The sequence below is a fragment of the Calidifontibacillus erzurumensis genome (assembly GCF_013303125.1).
GTDB lineage: Bacteria > Bacillota > Bacilli > Bacillales > Bacillaceae_J > Calidifontibacillus > Calidifontibacillus erzurumensis.
In genome coordinates, this window is the sequence record NZ_JABTTE010000010.1 from 72,881 (window position 1) to 97,450 (window position 24,570).

Genomic DNA, 24,570 nt, shown 5'->3' on the forward strand with positions numbered 1-24,570 from the left:
TTAGACTTATACAAAAATGAATTGGCTTTAACTATTTAAATGGGAACACGTTTTTTTATTTTGACCCACATGATGATTAAGACGATCAATAATGATAAATAAGCTCCAATCAAACTTAAGGCGGTATAACTATAGTGGGCAAATATAACACTTGAAAGCAAACCTCCGGTTGCTCCTCCTAAGGCAACACCGACATCAATGGAGCCTTGGATTTTAGGGCGGTTGTGAATTGTAGTTGAATCAACAATGATAGCTGTTCCTGTTATTAGTCCAAAATTCCAACCAAGTCCTAATAGCATTAATGCAATTGACAGCAAGAATACTGATTCCCCAGGAACATAAGCTGCCATAATTCCTGATATGGCAATGGTAACTGCAGATGCGATGGCCATTTTAATACGACCGATTTTATCCACTAATGCACCTGTCAATAAAGAAGGTAAATACATCGCTGCAATATGAAGGCTGATGACCACTCCTACAGCTGTTAAACTGCGGTTATGATGCTCCATGTGAATCGGTGTCATTGTCATAATTGCAACCATAATGATTTGTGACAGAATAAGAATGCTTGCACCTGTAATGATGCCAATCCGCTGCACTTGTTTTTCTGTTGATAGGTCAGGCGGCGTTACTTGTTGTCCTATGTTGGTTTCTTCTATTACTCTTGCAACCTGTAATGGATCTGGTTTTAGAAAGAAAAAGAACATGAGACCTGCAGAACAATAGGCAACGGCTGCTAATAAAAATGGTCCAGCAAGTGCTGGAATATAAATGGCTTCAGCAAGTTTGCCCATCGGTGTAATTAAATTAGGACCAACTACGGCACCAAAGGTTGTTGCAACCATAGCGATGCTCGCTGCTTTTGCTCGTTCGTATGGCTTTGCCAAATCTGTTCCAGCATAGCGGGCTTGTAAATTCGTAGATGTACCAGCACCATAAATAAACAAAGAAACGAATAAAAAAATAATGCTATGAAAATATGCTGCTAAGACGACGCCCAATGCTCCGAGTCCCCCAGTGAGAAAGCCGAAGGAAAGACTTAATCTTCGCCCGTGAGTTTGAGCTATTTGCCCAACAATATAGGCGGATAAAGCAGAACCAAGAGTAAAGAGTGCTGTTGGTAGTCCTGTCAAACTATCAGTTCCTAGTATATCTTTGGCAAGCAAAGCCCCCACAGAAATTCCTGCCGCTAAACCAGCTCCTCCTAAAGTTTGTGATAAAAGCACAACGATTAAAGTCCTTTTATATAAATTTTTCTGAAGATCTTTAGAAGCGGCTATTTTATTAATATCAGTTGTTTGTAGTTTTAACATCATTTCACCCGCTTTTTACATATACTAATACGGGTATTATGAGATGAAATCATACCGATGTCAATACATATGTATCGATCAGGAAACTTAAGGACGATTGATTAGTCTATTTAAAAATGGTTCTTTCAGACGTTTGGAGTAGACAGATGTCCGTAAGTCTTGAAGAATCATTGAATTTTCAGGTATCTCAGTCCATGCTTATCAAGATAATCAAGCTTAGTGCAACCGAACATCATATGTTTAATGCGCTTTAAATGATGACCATGCCTTCTACTTATCACAAAAAAGAGTTCCTATAAGAACTCCCTTGCATAATTAATGGTATGATTGAATTTCTTCAAGTTAGTTATTAGCTGGTTTTCTTTATATACAACGTTCCTCTACACGGATGTATTACCAATCGTTTTTTCTGATTCTTTCATCCATTAAAATGGCAAAAATACGAAGGAGCTTGTAAGTATTGTAGTGGGACTGTATTTTCCAATGGAAAATGTTTTAACGCTGGCTCTAACATACCTTTTGACATTTGAGGATTTGTCGTACTTAATAATATACAATTACCTTTTACTATATAGGTAAACTCATTCCCCCTAATAGGTTTAAAAACCTGACCCTCACATTGTTTCTCGTTTTATTTAATTTTGAATATTCCCTCCTTAAGATCGACACCTGCTTCTTCACACCCATGTAGACTCCGCCAAATGTATTTTTTCATTTTATTAATTTTATGTTAAAACCTTCCTTCTCCAATTTTGCTATTGATCTCTATAGGTTTAAACAAGTGAAAAATCACCACCCCAAAAAAGATGGAAAACTTCGTTTGCGTAGTTGAGTTCTTGAAAAATTATAAAAGTAATACTTAGTACATACAAAAGAGCTTAACTTGCCAAAAACGCCCTAAGGGGGTATTTAGCAAAATCTTGATTTATTCAAAAATGAATATTCGCTATGCGCTTATTTTGAAAAATAAAGTTCAAACGTAACAGAAAATGGCTTAAATGACTGTAATTGAAGTTGGCATAAAAATTGCAATCTTTTAAAAAGTGAAAAAACAGGAAAGAGGTGGTTTCGTCGTTAGAAAAAACAAAATGGTTGCAGTTCCAGATATTTTAGAAAAAACAGGAAGTGCAATCATATCCTATTTTTATTCATGCAAAATCAACAAAGGTAAATTGGCCAAATAACGAAGCTGATTAAAACGAAATAAATATCGAAGTTACTCCTGAATAAAGTGTTAAAACAGCTCAAGTTTGCAGAGGGGCATGGAAGTTTGCAGCCTAAATATTTGTTGAAATAGATTTCATTTCAAAATTTCGAGATTTTGAGGCTGAAAGATCGGTCAGGCAATGGTTTTGTGCTTAAGTGAGGTGATTAACTTCAAGGCTAAACTTCATTGTAAGGAGGTATATTATGGTAGAAATTTTACAGGAAGTGAGAGACACACAAGCTGTTCATTATTTTTGTCTAGGGACAACTAACAGCCGGTATGATTTAACGGTCATTTATTCCAGTCATTTTTACAATAAATCGATGGTAGTCTCCATCCAAACCGGACGAATGGTTTTAATGAGTCAAGAAGACATTGAAAATGAGTTTTTATGGAGAGAGCCATTAGGAATCAAAAAAGAAGATGTAGAGGTCGTCCAACAATTTTTTCAACAAATATTAAGCAAAGTGGAATTTACAACTCAATATTAAAAGCTAGAAAGAGAGGAGGAAAATCTTTGAATATTGTAGAGCCTGTTATAAGCCCTTGTTATGGAATCGTTGAAGAAGTGCTTATAGACACCACTTCGAGAATATATGAATGGGAGCAATTATTTAAGATTAGAGAAGAAGATGGCAAGGTTACGACCTTATCAGTTGGACTTAGCGGAGAGGTTTATACTTTACAAGTCAAAGTAGGAGACAGCGTTTTTCCGGGGAAGGTTCTTGCAGTTGTGAAACAAGATCTAGTTCCGGCTGGAAGTGATTGAAAAAATGAATATTCATTATTAAATAACGAAAATTTAATTTTGAATAGAAAAGATGCCCATTAACATTCAAAAATTCTTAAAATATTGATTTTTAAATATTTTCTAAGTTGGCATGGAACTTGCTATTAAATAAAGCGAAAAGAGTAAATGACTCTATTCTCAGAATATTCTTAGATTAATAGAAAAGGAGTTGTGACAAAATGCTTTCTACTGAAGTATTGGACAGGACAGTACAAGAATTAGTCGATTTATTAGGAAAAGAAAACGTTTTAACAGAAATGAGGCATAAGGTTACAAGAAGTGCTTCTTGTTCCCCTTTCCCTGTTCAAAGATGGAAAGACCATCTTCCTGACATTGTTGTATTACCAAGTACTACGGAAGATGTGGTAGGGATCGTCAAAATTGCGAATAAGTATAAAGTGCCGATCGTTCCACGGGGTGGCGGAAGCGGTCTTGCCGATGGAGCGGTTCCTTTGAAACACGGAATTGTTATAGATATTAAAAAAATGAATCAAATTTTAGAAATTGATGAAGAGAATATGACTGTAACCGTTCAAACAGGTATCAATCTTCTTCGTTTAAATGAAGTTCTTGGTAAGTTAGGTTATTGGCATCCAGATGACCCAGCTGGTTATATCAATGCAACCGTTGGTGGAAGAATCGGATGCAGCGGTTTAAGCCTCGTTGGTTCAGGCCATGGTCATACGAGAGATTTAGTAGTCAGCTTAAAACATGTGTTACCTACAGGTGAAGTGATCCATGTAGGAGAGGGCGGCGGAAAGAAAATTCGTAAATCAGCTGTTGGTTATCGATTAAAAGACTTATTTATTGGACACCAGGGAACTCTTGGAATTGCAACGGAAGCCGTATTAGAAATTTTCCCGCGTCCAGAAGCTGTATTCCCAGCATTCTTTGCTTTCAAGAGTTTCGAAGAAAACTATAAAGCCGTTTACAAATTAGGTACGTCTGGATTAAAAACTTTAAGCGCATTAATTATGTACGATGAGCGCAAGATTGAATATTTAAAGCGGGATGATGAAGCATTTATCCCATTACGTGATGATGACAGAAGTGTAATCTGTACCGTTCTTTATGGAACAAATGCGGAAGTAAATGAAGCGAAAAAAGTCATTTTCAAAATCGCTAAAGAATGCGGCGGAAGATATTTAGGCCAAGAAATGTCAGAAGGGGACTGGGCTTCCCGTCATGACCGGTACCATATCCCATTCCATGGACGACGTGCTGACGGACAGGTTGTATTACTTTCATGGCACTGTGAAGATGCAGCTATTAACTACTCTGAACTGCCTAGAGTTAAAGAGAAATGGCACAAGATAGTTAATAAATATGTGGAAAAACATGACGGAATTTTCGATAACTGGGGCATGTTCATGTACACAGCGAATGCCTATAAGCCATGGGGCGATTACTTAGTTGAAATTGATATCGGTGTCAATGAATTAGCAATGACAGAAGAGATTTGGCAAGACTGGCTCAAAATGAAAGAAGAAATTGCCAAAGTCGTTGTGGAACATGAAGGAACAATCTCTTGCTGCCATGGTGGAACACGCCCAGGGGATGAAGAAGTTGTTATTTATGAAGAGCTAGGACCAAACGGAAACTATGAATTAATGAAAAAGATTAAAAAGCTTCTCGATCCAAACAATATTATGAATCCAAACAAATACCTTTTAGATAACGCTTATAAGGAGGAATAAAGATGGCTGAACTATTATCTAAAAAAGAGTTTTATTATACAACTCCATTTAAAGATGGCGAACCGATCAGTGAAGAATTACAGAAAGATTGTTATGCAACTTTTGCTTGTAGACATAAGTTTTGCCGTGAAGTATGTCCAGTTCATACGATCGATCGCGATGAAAACCATACATCTTACGGCTTTCAGACGATGCTTTTTGCCGTATCGAAAGGTTTGGATACGATCAACAATATTAAAGACGAATTTACACATTGCTTACAATGTGGAGCATGTGAGTTGCGTTGTCCAACTACATTATTCTCTGCAGACTTCTATAAATACGAAACGACAACAGTAGATTTAGTAAGAAAATTTAGAAGAGATGTAATCGCTTCCGGCAACACATATGAAGGATTTGATAAAGTTCAAAAATATATTGATGAACATATGAATTTGTACAACGGCTCAGGAGAAGAATTGCTGCAATGGTCTAAAGGTTTAGGAATTAACATTGTTTAAGGGGGATTAACATGGCGGACAAGAAAACATATAAACCAGACGAAACATTTCTCTTTGTCGATTACTTTAGTGCAACACAATCATCTGAACTTCCTAGATTAACCGCTCAAATTATGATGAAGGCAGGGGAAAAAGTAAATGTAATTAAAAAACCTGCCGTCACCAATGGTGAGTTGTTAGAAACAAATTTAGATCTTTGGCTTCAACATGGCAGAGAAAATATTCGCATGCTAGAGGAAGCGGGTGCCAAACGGGTGATTATCGTGAACCCGCATGAGTATACGTATTTCGTAAAAGAATATCCAAAACATTTTGGTCCTTTGCCTTTTGAGTGCGTATTTGTAACCGATTACTTGTGGGAATTAGTGGAGGCAGGAAAAATCGAGCTTACCAATGAGGTCAAAATGGTTGTTACGTACCATGACCCATGCTCACTAAATAAAATGGTAAACATTAACGAATCGCCGAGAAATTTAATTAAAAAGATTCCGGGAATTACATTTAATGATGAACATCCTGTTACGCAATGGGCATACTGCTGCGGAAATGGTACTTCATCGTTCAAAAAGATTCACCCGGATAAAGCTTATCAAATTGGTAAAAAACGAATCCAAGATGCAGTTGAATTGGCAGATACATTGTTAGTTGCTTGTCCACATTGTAAGGACCATCTAACAGAAACATCTGCTAAATCTGGAATCGATGTAAGCCCGACACATGTTGTTGAATTAGTAGCGAAATCAATGGGGATCGCATAAAAGGAGGGAGAACCATGGCAGAAAAAGTCATTTTTGAGAAAGGATACTATGAAGTTGATCCTGCGAGAATGCAACATTATGTGAAACAAACCGTTATGAATGATGCAGAGTGTCGAAGAATTATTAAATGTAGAACGATGTACTTGGAATGGATGCTAAACCACTTTTCAGATGGTGTTCCAGCACCACCCGAGGAAGAGTAATTATCTTGAGGCAAGTTATCAAACTAGTATTTTGCTAGTTTGATAACTCCTTCTCAATTAAATAAATACAAGGAGGATTTAGGGTGAAAATTCTAGTTTGTGTAAAGCACGTAGTCGATACAACAGAAGTTCGCGTAGACCAAAACGGGGAATTAGTATTACGAGGAGTTCCTACCAAAATCAATGACTATGACAAAAATGCTATTGAAGAAGCGGTAAAGATTAAGCAAGCAACGAATGGAGAAGTAACTTTATTAACAATAGGACCAAAAGAAGCCCAAAAGACATTAAAAGAAGGATTGGCAATGGGCGCTGACAATGCTTACCTCGTGGAGGATACAGATGTATCTAAATATGATTCTGTTCAAATTGCAAAAATATTAAGTAAAGCGATCCAAAAACTTGGTGGTTTTGATCTTATTTTCGCTGGCTCAGTTTCTGAGGATATTAGCAATAACATTACCGGCATTAGTTTAGCTGAATGGTTAGGTTATGAGAATATCTCATATGTTCAAAAAATCGATGTGGCTGGAAGTAAAGTCACTACCGAACGGAAAATCGGACAAACGATTGAGACCATTGAGGCAGAACTGCCTGTCGTTGTGACGGTGGACCGTTCCATCAATACTCCACGCCTGCCGACTGCTATTCAAATTATGAAAGTAAAGGCGAACCGAATTAAAACGATGTCCCTAAGTGAATTAGACAACTTAGACGGTGTAACTGCTAACGTCAGTTTAAGAGATTATAATATTGTTTCCACTCAACGCAAAAAAGTTATTTTTGAAGGCGATTTAGACGGAGCTGTCAATAATCTAGTAGAAGAATTAAGCAGGGAGGGCGTATTTTAAGATGGCGAGTATTCTTTTATATGGATCTAATACAGAGAAAATTCCTTATGTTCTGAACGAAGCAAAAAAGATTCAATCAGAATTTGGTGCAGATGAAATTTTAGCATTAGTAATCGGAAATCGTGAAGATGCTCAAAAATTAGTGAATTGCGGAGTTGATAAAGTAATTTTTGCTTCTGGAGAGGGAAAATTCCCAGAAACAGTCAGTGAGATCGTTGCAAAAGTAATGGAAAAATATGAGGCAAGCACGCTAGTCATGTTAAACCAACCGTTTGAAGTAGAAATTGCTGGACGTGTAAGTACAAAAATAGAAGCAAGCTGCTTAACGGATTGCCTGGCGATTAAAAAAGACGGCGACGGTTCATTAATAGCTGAAAAAATGTTATACGGTGGCGTCGTTATTGGAAATTACAAATTAACAAATAATTCTATCGTTGTAACATTAAATGAAAATAGCTGCCGGGAAATCTATAAAAATGAAGAAAATAATCTATCAACTTTTAGTGAAGAAACGTTTGAAACAAAACCATTAAAGAAAAAAATTACACAAACACGCGAAATCGAACAAACCGTAGACTTAAAATCTTCAAGAAAAATTGTATCTATTGGCCGTGGGATTAATAAACAAGAAGATATTGGCATCGTAGAACAATTAGCCAATGCAATCGGTGCCCAATTAGGATGTTCTCGACCAATTGTAGAAGACTTTAAATGGTTAAAGCCAGAAAGACAAGTCGGTTTAACAGGTACGATCGTTGCGCCTGATCTATATGTAGCGATTGGAATTTCAGGACAAATTCAACATGCTGTTGGTATTAAAGATGCCAAAGTGATTGTTGCGATTAACAATAATAAAAATGCGCCTATTTTCGAAATTGCAGACTATGGAATTGTCGGCGATTTATATGAAGTTGTTCCAAAATTACAACAAGCGCTTCAGGCAGTTGTAAATAAATAGAATCTATTAATTCATGAAGGAAACGAAAACTAAAAGCTCGACCAGCTAGAGAGCTTTTCAATATAAATATACGTTTAAATTTGTCAATGAGAGGTGTTTGATACTTTATGAATTTAAAGATGTATATAAATGGCGAATGGGTCAATGCTTTATCAGGGGCAACGAGGGAAATTATAAATCCTGCCAATGGTGAAGTCATCGCAGTGGCGGCAGAGGGCGACCAAGAAGATGCAAAAATCGCTATTAAAGTTGCTAGAGAGGCTTTTGATTCAGGCGTCTGGTCAGACTTGCCTGCGAAAGAGAGAGCAAATTATTTATATAAAATTGCTGATAAGCTTGAAGAGCGCGCAGAAATGTTTAAAGAATTAGAAACTTTAGATAATGGGAAGCCTCATCGTGAAGCGGAATTTGATATTGGTGATGCTGTCGATTGTTTCCGTTATTATGCCGGATTAGTTTCAAAACCTCATGGATATACGTATGAGGTAGCTGATGCGACTCAAGCGATGACGGTTCGTGAGCCGGTGGGCGTTTGTGGCTTAATTACTCCATGGAATTATCCATTATTAATGGGAGTATGGAAAATTGCTCCGGCCCTTGCTGCTGGTAATACGATCGTTTACAAACCATCGGAGATCACACCAGTAACTAGTGTTAAATTGTTTGAGATTATTGAAGAAGTAGGTATACCGAAGGGTGTAGCCAATCTTGTTCTTGGACCAGGACCTACCGTAGGTGCTGAAATTGCTGCAAGTCATGATGTCGATAAAGTGTCATTTACAGGCGGTACAAAAACCGGCCGTGAAATTATGAAAGCTGCCGCAGGAAATATTAAAAAGATCTCATTAGAATTAGGCGGTAAATCTCCGAACATCGTATTTGCAGACGCTGATTTTGAAACAGCTGTAGACTATGCGCTGTTTGGTATTTTTGCAAACTCCGGTCAAGTATGCTCAGCAGGTTCCCGTTTGCTGCTTGAGGAGAGCATTCACGATAAATTTATTGAAAGATTAGTAGAGAGAGCGAAAAAAATTCGTGTAGGTCCTGGATATTTCAAGAGTACAGAAATGGGACCGCTAGTAAGTAAAGAGCATATGGAGAAAGTACTAAACTACATTCAAATTGGTATCGAAGAGGGCGCAAAACTTGTTTGTGGCGGAAAACGGTTAGTAGAAAATGAACTTGATAAAGGATTTTTCGTGGAACCAACGATTTTTGTGGATGCGAGACCTGATATGAGAATTGTTCAAGAAGAAATTTTTGGACCCGTATTAGTTGTTCAAAAATTCAAAGATGAACAAGAAGCGATTGAATTAGCCAATGGCACCCCATACGGACTTGCAGCTGGTGTATTTACACAAGATGGTGCGAAGGCTATGCGTGTCATTAAGAAAATGCGGGCAGGCATTTGCTGGATTAACACGTACCACCCAACTTATAATGAAGCGCCATGGGGCGGTTATAAACAAAGCGGAATTGGCCGTGGCTTAGGAACATACGGCTATGAGGAATTTACAGAAGTGAAGCAAATTAATATCAATATGAATGTTGAACCAACTGGTTGGTTTGAAAATTAATAAATAAACACATCCCCCTTAGATGGTTTACAAGTCTAAGGGGGATTGGATCAAATTTGAGTCGTGAGGGGAGGGCTTATAGATGCAGGAAATTTTTAGGGAGTATCTGCCATTCTTACCTGGATGGACACCCTATTTAATGTATACATTTTTTCTAGTAGTTGTCGTATTTATTGGTTGGGCAGTATCTAATAAAATAAAAAACTATGGGATTAACATAAAAGAACTTTGGGGTGAATTAAAAACTCAATATAAAAACCATGGGAATGAAATCTTTAAGAGAATTATTCAAAACATCATCGCACAAAAGAAAGTTCGTAGAGATAAGTATTCTGCAGTCATGCACCTTTCCATATTTTATGGAATGATTTTTCTATTTATTGGAACTTTTCTAGTATTTTTAGAGCAAGATATTTTAAAACATTTTGGTGTAGAAAGCCTGATCAAAGGCAATTTTTATTTAATTTATGAGTTTATTTTAGAACTTGCAGGACTGCTATTAGTCATCGGAATCACGATGGCTTTATATAGAAGACTAGTCATCAAGCCCAAACATTTGCATTCAAGTCATGAAAATTTCTTCTTATTGTTATGTTTGTTATATCTTGGATTAAGCGGCTTTATTATAGAAGGGATACGATTAACTTTACAACCAGTGGAATGGGGCGTCTTTTCATTTATCGCCTATGGAATATCAAAAGTTTTTATAAGTTTTCAGCCATCTGCTGAAACATTAGGTAGTATTTATGTTGGTCTTTGGTGGTCCCACTTATTTGTAGCCTTTGCTTTTATTGCTGTCCTACCGATTACTGTCCTTAAACATGTCATTCTCATTCCGTTAAATCAATTTTTATTGCCAGTGGATCGAGAAAAAGCGAAACTGACGACACCTTTCAATATTATGGAATTAGAGGATCAAGAGGATGATGAAGAAAACGAGCTTCAAATTGGAATTGCTTGTGCTCAAGACTTGAACTGGAAGGCAAAATTAAATTTAGCTGCATGTGTGAATTGTGGTCGATGTGAATCCGTCTGTCCGGCCCATGCAAGCGGGCGGGAACTAAACCCTAGATTATTCGTTCAAAAATTGAAAAATACGTTTGATAAATATACGGTGAATTTGGAAGAACAAAAGGTTAATTTTTTTGAATCAGGTTTACTGACAGAAAATGAGATTTGGAGTTGCACGAATTGCGGTGCTTGTATGGAGGAATGTCCAGCTCAAATCCAGCATGTCGATTATATTCTTGATTTACGAAGATATTTAGTTGCCGAGAACAAGTTAGATAATCAGAAAACGGCTTTATTTAATAATCTGGACCAAAATTTCAACCCATTAGGTTTGCCGTCATATAAGAGAAATGAATGGTTAGTCGAATTAGGTGTACCGTTATTAGAAGAAAATCCAACTGCTGAATATTTATATTGGGTTGGTGATTTAGGTTCTTATGACCCTCGCATTCAAAATGTTGTAAAAAGCTTTGTAGAAATTTTAAAAGCTGCCAAAGTAGATTTTGCAATTTTCACTCATGAAGAGAAAAATGATGGTGAAATTCCAAAACGGATGGGTGAAGAAGGCCGGGCTCAATTAATAGCGATGGAAAATGTTGAGTTATTAAATAGTTATGAAGTAAAGAAAATTATTACGCATGATCCGCATGCTTATAATATGTTAAAACATGAATACAAAGATTTTGGCGGAAATTACGAAGTGTACCATCATAGCGTATTCTTGGAGCAATTGATTCGGGAAAACCGAGTACCACTGAAAACAAAAACGAACGAAAGAATCGTATTCCATGATTCTTGTAATTTAAGTAGATGGAATAATATTTTTGAAGAACCTAGAAAAGTTCTCCAAAGTGTGATGGACCAGCCAATTTTAGAAATAAAAGAATCGAAAGATAAAACATCCTGTTGCGGTGCTGGTGGAGGCAACTATTGGTATAAAGTTCCTGAACAAGAAAAAATTAGTAATAATCGTATGAAACAATTGACGGTTGTTGAGCCTGAAACGATTGCACTTGGCTGTCCATTCTGTCTCATGATGCTTGAGGATTCTGCCCGCACAATGGAAAAAGATGTGCGAATTAAAGATTTGGCTGAAATTGTCTATGAAAATATGGCAAAAGAAGAAAAGATAGAAGAAGCTGTCTAAAAAGAACTCCGTGGGACTGTTTTTTTCCCACGGAGGATATTAAGAAAGGAGACTCATGAGTTTTTTCGTATGTTTGTTAATATAGTCCACGCTGAAATCTGCCCCGACGATAGCGATAATATTTTGATCTTCGTCTCTGATTGGTGCAATACTCGACATATATTGACCATATTTATCTGTATATAGTGGCGTTACAGAAACCTTCCCTTTAAATCCTTTATAGATCGCATCCATCATTTCTGGCGGACCAATATATTCTTCCCCTGGAACCATTTTTAATTTTTCATCCGTTGCTAAATTAATGACTCTATTATTAGAATCGAGAATCCAAATATAACTCCAGCAAATTTTTCCTTCATTTACTCGAATTTTTGTTAATTTATTTTGTAAGTAATGATATTCTGGATTTTCTATAGTAAGATTTTCTTTCAGTTTTATTATTTTATCGATATTTAAAGACGCGGCAATCACAGTAGCGATCGATTGAAGGTGGTTGTGGAGCTCATTTTTTATTAAGACACTCTTATCGATTTTATTTGGATTATTTTTGTTTCGTTTTTCTTTTATTTTCTTATATTTCCTGCTCATTGTTGGTTGCGTTAACCCTAAGATTTTCGCTGCTGCATTTATGGATTTATATTTTTCTATTGCCATTACGATTAATTTTTCCTCAACGTATTCCAATGCTTCTTTCATCGGAATGATATCGTAAATTTGAATATTGCTATTTTCTTCGGTAGTTGTTTTCGGTAAATATAGGTTAATATTTTCAGTATTAATGACTGAAGTATCTGCTATAACTACCATCCGCTCGATACAATTTTTTAATTCTCTAATATTTCCATACCATGGATAGTCTTTCAGCAATTCAAGGGCATCTTTCGTAATATGAACTTCCTTATGGTACAATCGGTTGAACATTTCTAAAAAACTATTAACAAGATGAGGTATATCATCTTTTCTTTCCCTTAATGGCGGTATATAAATATTGACAACATTTAAGCGATAATAAAGATCTTCCCGAAAGCGGCCTTCTTTTACAAGTTTAGGAAGGTCCCGATTGGTTGCTGCAATGATTTGTACGTCAACAGGAATTGGCGTTGAAGAGCCAATGGGTGTTACTTCTTTTTCTTGAAGTACTCGAAGTAATTTTACCTGCAGATTTAAAGGCAATTCTGTAATTTCATCTAAGAAAATAATGCCTTGGTGGGCTTGAACAAAATACCCTGTTTTTCCACTGGCGTCAGCTCCAGTGAAAGCGCCTTTTTTATAGCCGAATAATTCAGATTCAATTAATGATTCCGGAATGGCACCACAATTGATCTTAATAAATGGTTTGCCTTTCCGCTTACTACATCGGTAAATCGCATTCGCAACCTGTTCTTTGCCGACTCCAGACTCGCCGACAATTAACACTGTAGAAGAAACCTTTCCAACTTTTTCAATAACACTTACGATATTTTTCATTTGTAAACTTTGTGCAATAAATGGCTGGGAAGCAAAAATACTTTCTTTCGTTTCAATGGTAGAAATCTCTTGAGTATTCATAAGCACCCTCCGTTTCTTTTACTCATTCATCGTTTTAGATGTATGTAGATTTTCTGTGTTAGGCATTCGTTAAAAAACAAGGAAAGGACCGCCTCCATATGTAAATTTTTTTATACATAATAGGAGGAAGTCCGAAGAACTCTATGCATTTTTTATCCTTAATCTTTTTAATTTTGGGAAAAATCTTGGCACTTCAGATTTATATTTGGTATATTCCATACCATATTTTTCCTCAACATCCCTTTCTTCTTTTAATGCAAGCCTATAATATATAAACAATAAGATGGGCCACAGTAGAATACCCGTGATCGTTGGCCATTGGATCAGTTGACCGAATGTAAGCAAGAACAAACCTGCGTATTGCGGATGCCTAATATATTGGTAAATCCCTTCTGTAACAACCCCGTCGCTTTTTCGATGGATTTTTTTCCATCCTAAATAGATCACGATGAAACCGGCGAATATGAGCACACTGCCCAAAATTCGAATGGCTATCGGAAGGGGATACAAACTTTCCAACGGATTCGGCAGTAAAGGTTGTAATAAAAAGATCGTTAAAGGAATACCATACATTTCAAAGTAGAGAGCAACAATAAAACCAACTAATATTCCTTTGCTTCTAAAGTCAACTTTTTTGGGCCGTGCAAAGGAACTGCTTATAAAAAAGAACAGAAATATTAGATGAACGATAATTGATACGACGACTAAATCCCATCGACCCCATATTGGTTCATGTAACGACTCCACTTTGACTTACGCTTCCTTTCTTACCGAATGATTAACGACATCATAAATATCTCTATCCAATCTAAAAACGTATTTGGCTGCGACATAATGGATTAGTCCCGCTACAAAGAATGTTGGGATACTTGCTGATAAATAGTTAAATACTGGAGTAGCAACATCTGCTACTGGGTTGTAAATGCTCCAATAAAAAATAGAAGAAAGGATTGTACTTACAATTGAAGCTGGGTTAAACCCTTTCCAGTACGTGTATTTGCCTTTACGGTTATATAGGTCTCTAACGGAAACTTGTTGCTTTTTGACGAAAAAGTAATCCGCGATCATAATTCCGCCGATAACAGCCATTGAATAACCGATGAAAGATAAAAATACATTATATTTATCATAGAAAGTTGGACTTAACATAAGGATAATGGACGGTAAAGTTGTACTAATGGCAATGATCCATTTCTTATCAGGGAATTGGGTTTTAAAGCTAATAGCTTGTGAATACATTAATACGACCGCTGATGCAAAATTACCTGTAATTAATAGAATTAATCCAATTAGACCTACCACTGGTCCACCGATTGCTACCATCCAATCTGTTGGATCTGTAAAATATACGATTAAAGCCGTAAACGCACCAAAGACTGCAGCGATATTTAAAATAACACCTAATCCTAAAAATGCTCCGGAATAGGCAATATTTTCAGATTTTGCAAGCCGAGCCCATATGCCTATATATGGAAGCCAAGAAAATCCAAGCCCAGCATTCCATTCTAATGCGGTGGCTAATGAACGTGCTTGACTTTCATATGGTTCTGCCGGTTGCCGGGCTAATAAAGAATCCAACCCTTCGACGAAAATAACCATGATCATTAATCCGGTTAAAATAATTATTATAGAAGGAACACCTATTCTTACAAACCACTTAATAGCGGTAGGTCCTTTGTATGCAATATAGAATGCTAAAAAGAAGAAAATAATAGCGAATAGTGGTGCTCCGGTTTCACGGGCGGAAAGAAACTCGCCAAGACCTAAAATACCTGAAATTTTAGCTGCCGCCTGTCCTAGCATAAAACAGGCAATAGTCATCCATCCGAGATTTAAAATTGCAAATAATGCGAAGAATAAATCTGAGCCTCGATAACCTAAGGCTGAACGGAAGCCAATAAACGTATCGATTCCATATCTAGCAAAATAGATGGCAATTGGAGTAATTAAAAATACTGGGAAGGCATTTCCCATTAATATTGTTGCAACGGAACCTTTAGCATCTAGCACCATTCCTGTATAGCCACCAACAAGGAAACACCATGCGGCAATTCCGAAGGCTGTTTGCACAAAGATAAAATCCCATAGACCGTATTCTCTCTCCGATTCTTTTGCAGGAAGAAATCCAAACTTAACCTCATCATGAATATTTCTGCTCAAGAAAAACCCCCCTATTTCTTAAAATTGAACGAAAATGAAAAATTTTAGTTAGCTCTAGCCTTCAGCTAGAGCCGACCATTTGTAAACGCTAACAACCAATGCAACGCTAAAAAGACCTTCTTCCAACCAATTCAATGATTCTACAGAAGGACTGAGAAGAAAAAGATCGTAATTAGAGCGGAAATTACTGTAGGCATAATATAATCTTTCATAGTTTGTCTTTTTACAATTCCTGTTTCAGCATTTTGTTCTAGCATTTGTAGGCGTGCTTCCAATTCATCGTATAATTCCTTTACAAATGAAGCATGGCTCATCTTTCCACCTCCCTCTGACTGTCTTACTGATTAATAATGCAAGAAGTGTGCCAAACTTCAAAATAGAATATTCATGCAATTTCGAAAATATTTAATAGGGGGGTATATTCAAAAGCGAAATTTTGTCATTCATTTCTGAATATAAATTCATTATAGGAGGTCGTTCGACTGATGTAAACAAATTTCTAAAAATTTCTACTTTTCATACAAATGCTAGTATTTAGTATAAGTATGAGAATATTCTTCATAATCATGAAAAAATAGGAAGGATGAAGACATTTTTTGAAAATATTCAAAAATGTATAGGGATATATTTAAAAATGAATATTTTTAGTAGCATTGCTGGTAAAGTTTAAAGATTCAATCATGCCTCGTTTCTTATATCTTCGCGTAATAAGTAGCCTTTTCTACATAAGAGGAAAGAGAAGGTAATAGATAAGGAATTCTAAGGGGTTTTATTCAAAATTGAATATTTTATATTTGTTTTGAAGGGTTATTGATCTGTTGTGTAAAAGATTAGAAGTAACCGATGAATCGATCAACCATACATTCATCAAAGTATCAGAAGAACATTATTTTTAAAAAATATAATACTTTTAAAAGTATAATATTTTTTTATGTCTATAAAATAAATCTATACATACTTTTTCATATTTTTGCATTACTATTTAAATACTGTATTAGGTATTCATAAGCTTCTTGGTACTATTAATGATAAATCTTTGGTACTTTTTTATAGAGAAAAGTAGTGTAAGAATGTTATTGTAATTTAATTATTCTGAATTATAGAAATATAGTAAGGGGGCACGCGCTTTTAATTTAATATTCAAAGGAAAAGTAGAATGAAATGTAAAAACGCTTACAGTGTTGTGGGTTGTACGTCTAAAGAATGAAATTTTAATGAAGAGGTGAATGTATGGAGAAAAAATTTTCGCAATCGATGTCGAAAGTAGATGTATTGTTTCTAGCAATGGGAGCGATGCTCGGCTGGGGTTGGGTCGTGCTATCAGGAGAATGGGTATTGAAAGCAGGCTTTATGGGAAGTGTGATTGCCTTTTTACTTGGGGGCCTTTTAGTAATTTTTATTGGTTTAACTTATGCGGAGTTGGCATCAGCTATTCCAGAAACAGGCGGAGGACTTGTCTTCGTCTTGCGAGCTTTTGGAATGAAATCTTCATTTGTCGCTGCATGGGCCGTGTTGTTCGGCTATGTTTCGGTTGTTACATTTGAAGCAGTCGCATTGCCGACGGTTTTAGATTATATTTATCCTGTGGAACATAAAGTATATCTTTGGACCTTAGGTGGCTGGAAAGTATATTTAACTTGGGCGCTCATCGGTTCCATTGGGGCAATTTTTTTAACCGCTCTCAATTATTTAGGAATTAAGCCGGCTGCAATTTTTCAATCGATTTTTACAGTGGCAATTGTAGCCGTTGGTTTGTTATTAGTCTTTGGAGCTTTTAAAAATGGGAATTTTGCTAATTTAGAGCCTCTATTCGCAGATGGAGTTGGAGGCATTATGATAGTTTTAGTCATGATCCCATTCTTATTTGTAGGTTTTGATGTCATTCCGCAGGTAGCAGCCGAAATTAAAGCGCCTCCAAAAATTATCGGAAGGATCATTATTATCTCTATCATTACTTCTGTTATTTTTTACGTATTTGTCGTTTTTGGGGTTGCTATCGGGTTAACAGAAGAGCAGCTTGCTACTTCATCTCTCGCAACAGCCGATGCGATGGCAAATCTATTTGGAAATCCATGGTTCGGATCGCTTCTTGTATTTGGAGGAGTAGCAGGAATTGTTACAAGCTGGAATGCATTCATCATTGGCGGAAGCCGAATTCTTTATGCGATGGCCGTTCGGAATATGGTTCCACAATGGTTTGGATATATACACCCTAAATATAAAACACCATCCAATGCAATAGTTTTTCTAGGTATACTTGCTTTCGTTGCACCATTTCTTGGGAGACCTGCCCTAGTATGGATTGTAGACGCTGGAGGAGTAGGGATTGTAGTTGGTTATATGATTGTTTCTCTTGCTTTTTTAAAGCTGAGAAAAACAGAACCAAATTTAGAGCGTCCGTATAAAATTAAATATTGGAAGACTGTAGGTATACTTGCAGTCGCCCTCAGTATTTTATTTGTCACTTTCTATTTCCCAGGAATGCCTTCAGCGCTAGTTTGGCCAATGGAATGGATTATTTTAGGAACTTGGTGCTTAATGGGATTTTTATTATTTAAATTTCGGACAAGGGAAAGTTTACAAGAAGTTCGTGCAAATGTAGAAAACTTTTAAACGATGAAAATAAACTTGTAAGCGCTTGAATTTCTAACGGTAATTTCAAATCCTTAAAGAAAAAAGACAGGTTAGGAACAAATTTCACCTAACCTGTTTTTTCTAAATATTTTAATTCTACTAATTTCTTATTACTTTTCTTTCTTGTAAAGTATTCGATGAAGACGATCTATAGCCTCTGCTATTTTATTTGCTTGTATATTTGCAAACCCAATAACTAAAGAAACCCAACCATCCTGGTAATATGGTTTGTCATACATGAAACGTTTGATTGTATAGACTTCTAATTTTTCTTTATTTGCAAGATTTACGATTTCCTCATACGATTTATCCGTTTTAAAGTGGGCCAGAAAATGCAGTCCTGCCGGCACATCTTCAATTTTAATATTTTCTCCAAAACGATTATTCAGTTCTTTTATTAGGATTTTTCTATTTGTTTCATAATGGTTATTCATTCTTTTAAGATGACGGTTGTAGTCGCCGTTTTCGATAAAATAATGCAATGTAAAAAGATTTAATGTGTTGCACGGTTGTATAAAATTCGAATAATGGAGGCGGTATTTTCTTAATAGATCGGGCGGTAAAACCATATAGCTAATTCTCATACCAGGCAGCATCGTTTTTGAAAAAGTGCCCAAATATATGACACGTTGATTGCGGTCCAAGCTTTGTAATGAAGGAATATTATCTGTTTCATATTTGTATTCACTGTCATAGTCATCTTCTACAATAAAACGATTCTCACTTACAGCTGCCCAGTTTAAAAGTTCAATTCGTCTTGAAATGGGCATAATCTTTCCAGTTGGGAATTGATGGGACGGTGTTACAAATACAAAGTTCACATTCGATTTTTCGATTTCTTGAATGTTAATTCCTTTATCATCTAAATGAATGGGATGGACATCAAATTCCATGCTTTTCAAAAGATGGTACAGCCTTGAGTAGCCAGGGCATTCCATCGCAACAATTGAATTTTTATCTTGCATCCCCATTAATTGTTGGATCAACGACATCGTCCCTGCCCCAAACACGACTTGTTCCGGTTCGCAAACGACTCCACGATTTAGATAGATTAGCCGGCTAATGGTTTTTCGGACAATGTAAGGGCCTTGTGGATGGATAATTTCTGACAGTTCACTTTTATGATTCTCAATGGCTTTTTGTTGACATTTCATCCATTCTTTAAACGGAAAAAGTGAAATATTCGAGTTCATATGGGAAAGTGAGAGCCAACCATCTTTATCATGGATGCTTTCTTTTAAATCGTCGGCTAATAACGGTTTGTTGGTGTTTCCTACATTGATAAATTGCGTGATTTTTTCGACAAAGTATCCTTTTCGTTCAACCGTATAAATATAGCCTTCTGCAAGCAATTGTTCATAGGCGTTCATCACAGAATTAATACTGACATTTAAATGTTCCGCCAATGTTCTTTTTGGTGGCAATTTTTCTCCGGGTTTAAGCCTTCCGTTCAAAATGTTTTCTTTTATTTCCTCGTAAATATGTTGATAAATATACTTCTTGTCCATCTCTTGAGCTTTTTTTAAAAAAATCATTAGAGATCCCTGCCTCTTGGTACCATCATTTTTTTATTATTGGTACTTTTTATTGTACCAAAAAGGTGTCAGAATATCATTAAATTTCAATCATTAAAAAATTATGGAAGCCGAGGGGGAGAACGATGGGCACAACTTCTTTATTATCTACAAAGGAATTACAAGAAAAGAGACAAAAATATGTCGCAAGAGGTGTAAGTAACGGAAATTTAAGCATCGCACATAAAGCATCAGGTGCAACGGTCATAGACATAGAAGGAAAAGAATGGATCGATTTTGCGGGCGCAATTGGCACATTGAATGTAGGTCACTGTCATCCGAAAGTAATCGCAGCTGTTAAAGATCAAGTGGAAAGATTTTTACATCCTGGATTTAACGTTATTATGTACGATACGTATATCAATCTTGCAGAAAAACTATGCCAAATTACACCTGGAGATTATGAAAAACAAGCAATTTTCTTTAACTCTGGGGCAGAAGCTGTTGAAAATGCGGTTAAAATGTCCAGACGCTATACAGGACGTCAAGCAGTTGTTTCATTTATCCGCGGCTATCATGGAAGAACCAATTTAACAATGGGAATGACTAGTAAGGTGAAACCATATAAGTTCGGATTCGGTCCGTTTGCTCCAGAAATTTATCAAGCTCCATTCCCGTACATGTATCATAAGCCAGAAGGCATGACGGATGAAGAATATATTGATATGAAAATTGAAGAGTTTAAAGATTTCTTCGTTGCAACAGTAGCCCCTGAAACAGTTGCTTGCGTCGTAATGGAACCTGTTCAAGGGGAAGGCGGCTTTATTATTCCTCCGAAAAAATTCGTTCAAGCGGTTCATGCATTCTGTAAAGAACATGGAATTGTCTTTGTTGCTGATGAAATTCAGACGGGATTTGGACGCACTGGAAAGTTATTTGCTATTGACCACTTCGAGGTTGTACCTGATTTAATGACGGTTTCGAAATCATTAGCAGCAGGACTTCCACTTAGTGGTGTCGTTGGCAGAAAAGAGATTCTTACTGTTGCAGACCCTGGTGAATTAGGCGGGACTTATGCGGGGAATCCAGTTGCTTGTGCGGCTGCATTAGCTGTGATCGATATTATGGAAGAAGAAAGATTGCCAGAAAAAGCAGAAATGATTGGTCAAAAAATTGAAGCAAAATTAAAAGAGCTTGCAGAAAAACATGAGTATGTCGGTGAAATTCGCCGTTTAGGTGCCATGGTTGCAGTAGAGCTGGTGGAGGATCGCAAGAGTAAAAAGCCGAACAAAACAAAAACAGCTGAAATTGTAAAATATGCAAATAATAACGGTTTATTGCTCCTTTCTGCAGGAATTAAAAGCAATGTTATTCGCTTCCTAGCACCACTCGTCATTACTGATGAAGAATTGGAAAAGGGACTAGCTATTTTAGAAAATGCTTTTCAATAATTGCAAAATGAGGGAGTGTCATTTAGATGAGCGATGTAATCATAGTTAAAAACCCTGCCACTGGCCAGGTCGTACAAGAAGTGAAAGTCAATTCAGAAGAAGAAATTGTTCAAGCCATTAAAAGAGGGCATGACAGTTTTAAAAAATGGTCAAAAGTAAATGCACATGAACGCTCTCGGTTATTATATAACTGGTCGCGGATGATTCAAGAGCATAAAGAAGAAATCGCAAAAATTATGACGCTAGAAAACGGGAAACCTTTAGCTGAATCACGGGCTGAAGTTGATTATGCGACAAGCTATATTGATTGGTATGCAGAGGAAGCCAAAAGAATTTACGGCCGCACAATTCCTGCATCAACGGAAACGAAACGAATCATTGTCTCTAAACAGCCAATTGGATTAGTCGCGGCTATCACACCGTGGAATTTCCCAGCAGCGATGATGACAAGAAAAGCCGCTCCTGCTTTAGCAGCCGGTTGTCCATTTATCGTTAAGCCTGCTGTTGAGACACCACTGACGACGATGAGATTAGTGGAGCTTGCACATGAAGCAGGGATTCCGACGGATGTGATTCAATATGTGAATGGATCTGGTTCTGTTGTTGGAAGAATTTTTACAAAGAACGAATATATTAGGAAAATTACGTTTACCGGATCAACTCCTATTGGAAAGCAATTAATTAGAGAGAGTGCGGATACTGTCAAACATGTGACGATGGAATTAGGCGGGCACGCTCCTTTAATTGTTGCAGAAGATGCTGATATTGATTTTGCAGTGAAGCAAACGATGGCAACGAAATTTAGAAATGCAGGTCAAACATGTGTATGTGCCAACCGTTTAATTGTCCATGAAAATGTTGCAGAAGCATTTTCTAAAAAATTAGCAGAGGAAGCAAGCCAATTAAAAGTAGGCAACGGGCTTGATGAAGGGACACAAATCGGACCGATTATTAATGAAAGCAGCTTCAATAAGGTTGTAGAGCATATCAATGATGCGGTGAATAAAGGAGCAACTGTACTGGCAGGAAACCGGTTCGAAGCTGATAAAGAACAAGGCTATTTCTTTGTTTATCCTACCGTTTTAGCAAATGTTACAACGGATATGATCATTATGCAGGAAGAAACGTTTGGACCTGTTGCTCCGATTATTACTTTTAAAACTCTTGAGGAAGCGGTTGAAATTGCGAACAGTACTCCATATGGACTGGCGGCTTATTTCTTCACGAATAACTATAAAACAGGCATTTACTTGCATGAAAATTTGGATTTCGGAATTATTGGCTGGAACGACGGTGCTCCATCCGGTGCTCATATTCCATTTGGAGGTATGAAAGAAAGTGGATTAGGTCGTGAAGGAGGTCTAGAAGGCATTGAGCCTTATTTAGAAACTAAATATCTATCAATTGGTAATGTTTAATTGTGAATAATTCTCTATTTTTTACACCCCTTAATTAGAGAATTCATTAAAACAAAAAGCTGATTCACCCCCTGGAATCAGCTTTTTGTATAACTGTATGCACATCATTCATGAAAAGTTAAGCTGTATTTAAGACCAATGATGATGTTTGCACTTGATATCGTATGGCAGAAAGAGGCTCTTGGGGGAAAACTTTAGCTTGAGAGATCGCAGGAGCGCAAGGAGCGAGGTGGCTCAAGCTAGACCTCGGGAAAGCATCCGCCTGCCACGAAAATGAACCTTAAAATTTATGATCATTCAAGAGGTGCTTTATGAGTATAAAACTTGAGAAGAAAGTGGAAAAACAATTAGATTTATTAACATCAACTCAAATCATTATAAAAGAAGCACTAACAAAATTAGGATATACAGAAGAAATGTATGAGCTATTAAAAGAGCCTTTACGAATGTTAACGGTACGAATTCCCGTTAGAATGGATGATGGAACTGTAAAAATTTTTACAGGCTACCGCGCACAACATAATGATGCAGTTGGACCTACGAAAGGCGGAATAAGATTTCATCCAGAGGTTACTGAAGAAGAAGTTAAGGCATTATCGATGTGGATGAGTTTAAAATGTGGGATTGTTGACTTGCCATATGGCGGCGGCAAAGGCGGTATTGTTTGTGATCCTCGTGAAATGTCAATGGGGGAATTGGAGCGTTTAAGCCGTGGGTATGTAAGGGCGATTAGTCAAATTGTTGGTCCTACGAAAGATATTCCAGCCCCAGATGTTTTTACAAACTCACAAGTAATGGCTTGGATGATGGATGAGTATAGTCGAATTCGTGAATATGATTCTCCAGGGTTCATTACAGGCAAACCGATAGTATTAGGTGGCTCTCATGGCAGAGAAAAGGCAACGGCTCAAGGTGTTGTCATTAATATTGAAGAAGCGGCTAAAAAACGAGGAATATCTATTGAAGGTTCCCGCGTGGTCGTTCAGGGATTCGGAAATGCAGGCAGCTATTTAGCGAAATTTATGCATGATTTAGGGGCCAAAGTCATTGGTATTTCTGATGCATACGGAGCCCTTTTTGATCCGAATGGATTGGATATTGATTATCTATTAGATCGCCGAGACAGCTTTGGAACCGTAACGAAACTATTTAAAAATACAATTACAAATCAAGAACTTTTAGAATTGGATTGCGATATTCTTGTACCGGCTGCCGTATCGAATCAAATTACAGCAGAAAATGCACCGAATATTAAAGCATCGATTGTTGTTGAGGCAGCTAATGGTCCGACAACTTTGGAAGCTACTAAAATATTAACGGACCGTGGAATTTTGCTTGTACCTGACGTATTAGCAAGTGCTGGGGGAGTAACTGTCTCCTATTTTGAATGGGTGCAAAATAACCAGGGCTATTACTGGTCTGAAGAAGAAGTCAATGAAAAGCTTCGTAAAACTTTAATTCAAGCATTTAACAATGTGTATGAAATGGCAGGGCTGCGCAGGGTGAATATGAGACTGGCAGCCTATATGGTAGGTATTCGTAAAATGGCAGAAGCTTCTCGTTTTAGAGGTTGGGTATAATATAATGGAAGAAACTTGCTACCATTAGTAGTGCAGACCTAGGTTAGGTTTGTACTACTATTTTTCTATGAAAAAAGTGAAAGAATTTATTTTTATTCTCGGTTGTGGTCAAAAGGCCGTGATTTTTTTATCGTAGAAATGAAGGAAGAGCGAACATTTATAAAAAATAAAAAGCTCCTATTGTAGAAGTGTTCCAAATTTCTACAAAGGAGCTAGAATTCGGGAAATTCTCTCGTTTTGACGAAGGAAC

At 36.9% G+C, this 24,570-nt stretch carries 20 protein-coding genes; 14 read left to right on the forward strand and 6 right to left on the reverse strand.

Translation table 11 applies throughout. The annotated features are described in order from the left end of the window. Positions 1–35: 35 nt before the first annotated feature. Positions 36–1,316, reverse strand: a complete 1,281-nt coding sequence (locus HR057_RS09050; protein WP_230474406.1) for an MFS transporter — start codon at positions 1,314–1,316, stop codon at positions 36–38. A 1,410-nt stretch (positions 1,317–2,726) separates the two neighbouring features. Here HR057_RS09050 and HR057_RS09055 point away from each other — a divergent pair. From HR057_RS09055 to HR057_RS09100, 10 genes are all read left to right on the forward strand, one after another. Next, positions 2,727–3,014 carry an SAV0927 family protein gene (locus HR057_RS09055; protein ID WP_196237905.1) on the forward strand — a complete coding sequence of 96 codons (288 nt, stop codon included), beginning with the start codon at positions 2,727–2,729 and terminating at the stop codon, positions 3,012–3,014. A 26-nt stretch (positions 3,015–3,040) separates the two neighbouring features. Beyond that, on the forward strand, positions 3,041–3,292 hold the full coding sequence (locus HR057_RS09060; protein WP_173731105.1) for a hypothetical protein: 252 nt from the start codon (positions 3,041–3,043) through the stop codon (positions 3,290–3,292). 200 nt (positions 3,293–3,492) lie between these two features. Further along, positions 3,493–5,010 (forward strand): FAD-binding oxidoreductase, encoded by a 1,518-nt coding sequence (locus tag HR057_RS09065; protein ID WP_173731106.1) that lies wholly within the window; start codon positions 3,493–3,495, stop codon positions 5,008–5,010. Between the two features lie 2 nt (positions 5,011–5,012). Beyond that, the gene (locus HR057_RS09070; RefSeq protein ID WP_173731107.1) at positions 5,013–5,510 is read left to right on the forward strand and encodes a 4Fe-4S dicluster domain-containing protein; all 498 of its coding nucleotides are present in this window, start codon (positions 5,013–5,015) and stop codon (positions 5,508–5,510) included. An 11-nt stretch (positions 5,511–5,521) separates the two neighbouring features. Continuing rightward, a complete protein-coding gene (locus tag HR057_RS09075) occupies positions 5,522–6,268 on the forward strand; it encodes a (Fe-S)-binding protein (protein WP_173731108.1) in 747 nt (248 codons plus the stop codon). A 14-nt stretch (positions 6,269–6,282) separates the two neighbouring features. Then, positions 6,283–6,471, forward strand: coding sequence for a hypothetical protein (locus tag HR057_RS09080; protein WP_173731109.1), 189 nt, complete (start codon positions 6,283–6,285; stop codon positions 6,469–6,471). 83 nt (positions 6,472–6,554) lie between these two features. Beyond that, positions 6,555–7,322, forward strand: a complete 768-nt coding sequence (locus tag HR057_RS09085) for an electron transfer flavoprotein subunit beta/FixA family protein (protein WP_173731110.1) — start codon at positions 6,555–6,557, stop codon at positions 7,320–7,322. A 1-nt stretch (position 7,323) separates the two neighbouring features. After that, a complete protein-coding gene (locus tag HR057_RS17035; RefSeq protein ID WP_230474407.1) occupies positions 7,324–8,280 on the forward strand; it encodes an electron transfer flavoprotein subunit alpha/FixB family protein in 957 nt (318 codons plus the stop codon). Positions 8,281–8,387: 107 nt separating this feature from the next. Continuing rightward, positions 8,388–9,857, forward strand: coding sequence for an aldehyde dehydrogenase family protein (locus HR057_RS09095; protein WP_173731111.1), 1,470 nt, complete (start codon positions 8,388–8,390; stop codon positions 9,855–9,857). An 82-nt stretch (positions 9,858–9,939) separates the two neighbouring features. Continuing rightward, positions 9,940–12,015, forward strand: coding sequence for a heterodisulfide reductase-related iron-sulfur binding cluster (locus tag HR057_RS09100; RefSeq protein WP_173731112.1), 2,076 nt, complete (start codon positions 9,940–9,942; stop codon positions 12,013–12,015). 39 nt (positions 12,016–12,054) lie between these two features. Here the strand turns inward: HR057_RS09100 and HR057_RS09105 are convergent, their stop codons facing one another. From HR057_RS09105 to HR057_RS09120, 4 genes are all read right to left on the reverse strand, one after another. Beyond that, positions 12,055–13,563: a sigma 54-interacting transcriptional regulator gene (locus HR057_RS09105; RefSeq protein ID WP_173731113.1), complete on the reverse strand. Its 1,509-nt coding sequence runs from the start codon at positions 13,561–13,563 to the stop codon at positions 12,055–12,057. A gap of 141 nt (positions 13,564–13,704) precedes the next feature. Further along, complete coding sequence (locus tag HR057_RS09110) at positions 13,705–14,310, reverse strand: methyltransferase family protein (protein WP_173731114.1); 606 nt, start codon at positions 14,308–14,310, stop codon at positions 13,705–13,707. A gap of 6 nt (positions 14,311–14,316) precedes the next feature. Further along, positions 14,317–15,723 carry a purine-cytosine permease family protein gene (locus tag HR057_RS09115; protein WP_173731115.1) on the reverse strand — a complete coding sequence of 469 codons (1,407 nt, stop codon included), beginning with the start codon at positions 15,721–15,723 and terminating at the stop codon, positions 14,317–14,319. A gap of 140 nt (positions 15,724–15,863) precedes the next feature. After that, positions 15,864–16,037, reverse strand: a complete 174-nt coding sequence (locus HR057_RS09120) for a hypothetical protein (protein ID WP_173731116.1) — start codon at positions 16,035–16,037, stop codon at positions 15,864–15,866. 916 nt (positions 16,038–16,953) lie between these two features. On the opposite strand from HR057_RS09120, the gene HR057_RS09125 reads away from it, so the two are divergent. Beyond that, positions 16,954–18,336 (forward strand): APC family permease, encoded by a 1,383-nt coding sequence (locus HR057_RS09125; RefSeq protein WP_173731117.1) that lies wholly within the window; start codon positions 16,954–16,956, stop codon positions 18,334–18,336. 131 nt (positions 18,337–18,467) lie between these two features. On the opposite strand, the gene gabR is transcribed toward HR057_RS09125, so the two are convergent. Further along, on the reverse strand, positions 18,468–19,892 hold the full coding sequence (gene gabR, locus HR057_RS09130; protein WP_173731118.1) for a MocR-like transcriptional regulator GabR: 1,425 nt from the start codon (positions 19,890–19,892) through the stop codon (positions 18,468–18,470). Positions 19,893–20,017: 125 nt separating this feature from the next. Here gabR and gabT point away from each other — a divergent pair, with 125 nt between their 5' ends. The 3 genes from gabT (at position 20,018) to HR057_RS09145 (ending at position 24,320) form a co-directional block, all read left to right on the forward strand. Next, positions 20,018–21,322 (forward strand): 4-aminobutyrate--2-oxoglutarate transaminase, encoded by a 1,305-nt coding sequence (gene gabT / locus HR057_RS09135; RefSeq protein WP_173731119.1) that lies wholly within the window; start codon positions 20,018–20,020, stop codon positions 21,320–21,322. 26 nt (positions 21,323–21,348) lie between these two features. Further along, the gene (locus HR057_RS09140; protein ID WP_173731120.1) at positions 21,349–22,740 is read left to right on the forward strand and encodes an NAD-dependent succinate-semialdehyde dehydrogenase; all 1,392 of its coding nucleotides are present in this window, start codon (positions 21,349–21,351) and stop codon (positions 22,738–22,740) included. A gap of 311 nt (positions 22,741–23,051) precedes the next feature. Next, positions 23,052–24,320 (forward strand): Glu/Leu/Phe/Val family dehydrogenase, encoded by a 1,269-nt coding sequence (locus HR057_RS09145; protein WP_173731121.1) that lies wholly within the window; start codon positions 23,052–23,054, stop codon positions 24,318–24,320. Positions 24,321–24,570: the final 250 nt, after the last annotated feature.

What these genes read in the sequence shown, in the direction of transcription:
- HR057_RS09050 (WP_230474406.1), bottom strand. Translation starts at nt 1,316, where the DNA reads ATGTTAAAACTACAAACAACTGATATTAATAAAATAGCCGCTTCTAAA.
- HR057_RS09055 (WP_196237905.1), top strand. Translation starts at nt 2,727, where the DNA reads ATGGTAGAAATTTTACAGGAAGTGAGAGACACACAAGCTGTTCATTAT.
- HR057_RS09065 (WP_173731106.1), top strand. Translation starts at nt 3,493, where the DNA reads ATGCTTTCTACTGAAGTATTGGACAGGACAGTACAAGAATTAGTCGAT.
- HR057_RS09070 (WP_173731107.1), top strand. Translation starts at nt 5,013, where the DNA reads ATGGCTGAACTATTATCTAAAAAAGAGTTTTATTATACAACTCCATTT.
- HR057_RS09075 (WP_173731108.1), top strand. Translation starts at nt 5,522, where the DNA reads ATGGCGGACAAGAAAACATATAAACCAGACGAAACATTTCTCTTTGTC.
- HR057_RS09080 (WP_173731109.1), top strand. Translation starts at nt 6,283, where the DNA reads ATGGCAGAAAAAGTCATTTTTGAGAAAGGATACTATGAAGTTGATCCT.
- HR057_RS17035 (WP_230474407.1), top strand. Translation starts at nt 7,324, where the DNA reads ATGGCGAGTATTCTTTTATATGGATCTAATACAGAGAAAATTCCTTAT.
- HR057_RS09095 (WP_173731111.1), top strand. Translation starts at nt 8,388, where the DNA reads ATGAATTTAAAGATGTATATAAATGGCGAATGGGTCAATGCTTTATCA.
- HR057_RS09100 (WP_173731112.1), top strand. Translation starts at nt 9,940, where the DNA reads ATGCAGGAAATTTTTAGGGAGTATCTGCCATTCTTACCTGGATGGACA.
- HR057_RS09105 (WP_173731113.1), bottom strand. Translation starts at nt 13,563, where the DNA reads ATGAATACTCAAGAGATTTCTACCATTGAAACGAAAGAAAGTATTTTT.
- HR057_RS09120 (WP_173731116.1), bottom strand. Translation starts at nt 16,037, where the DNA reads ATGAGCCATGCTTCATTTGTAAAGGAATTATACGATGAATTGGAAGCA.
- HR057_RS09125 (WP_173731117.1), top strand. Translation starts at nt 16,954, where the DNA reads ATGGAGAAAAAATTTTCGCAATCGATGTCGAAAGTAGATGTATTGTTT.
- gabR (WP_173731118.1), bottom strand. Translation starts at nt 19,892, where the DNA reads ATGATTTTTTTAAAAAAAGCTCAAGAGATGGACAAGAAGTATATTTAT.
- gabT (WP_173731119.1), top strand. Translation starts at nt 20,018, where the DNA reads ATGGGCACAACTTCTTTATTATCTACAAAGGAATTACAAGAAAAGAGA.
- HR057_RS09140 (WP_173731120.1), top strand. Translation starts at nt 21,349, where the DNA reads ATGAGCGATGTAATCATAGTTAAAAACCCTGCCACTGGCCAGGTCGTA.
- HR057_RS09145 (WP_173731121.1), top strand. Translation starts at nt 23,052, where the DNA reads ATGAGTATAAAACTTGAGAAGAAAGTGGAAAAACAATTAGATTTATTA.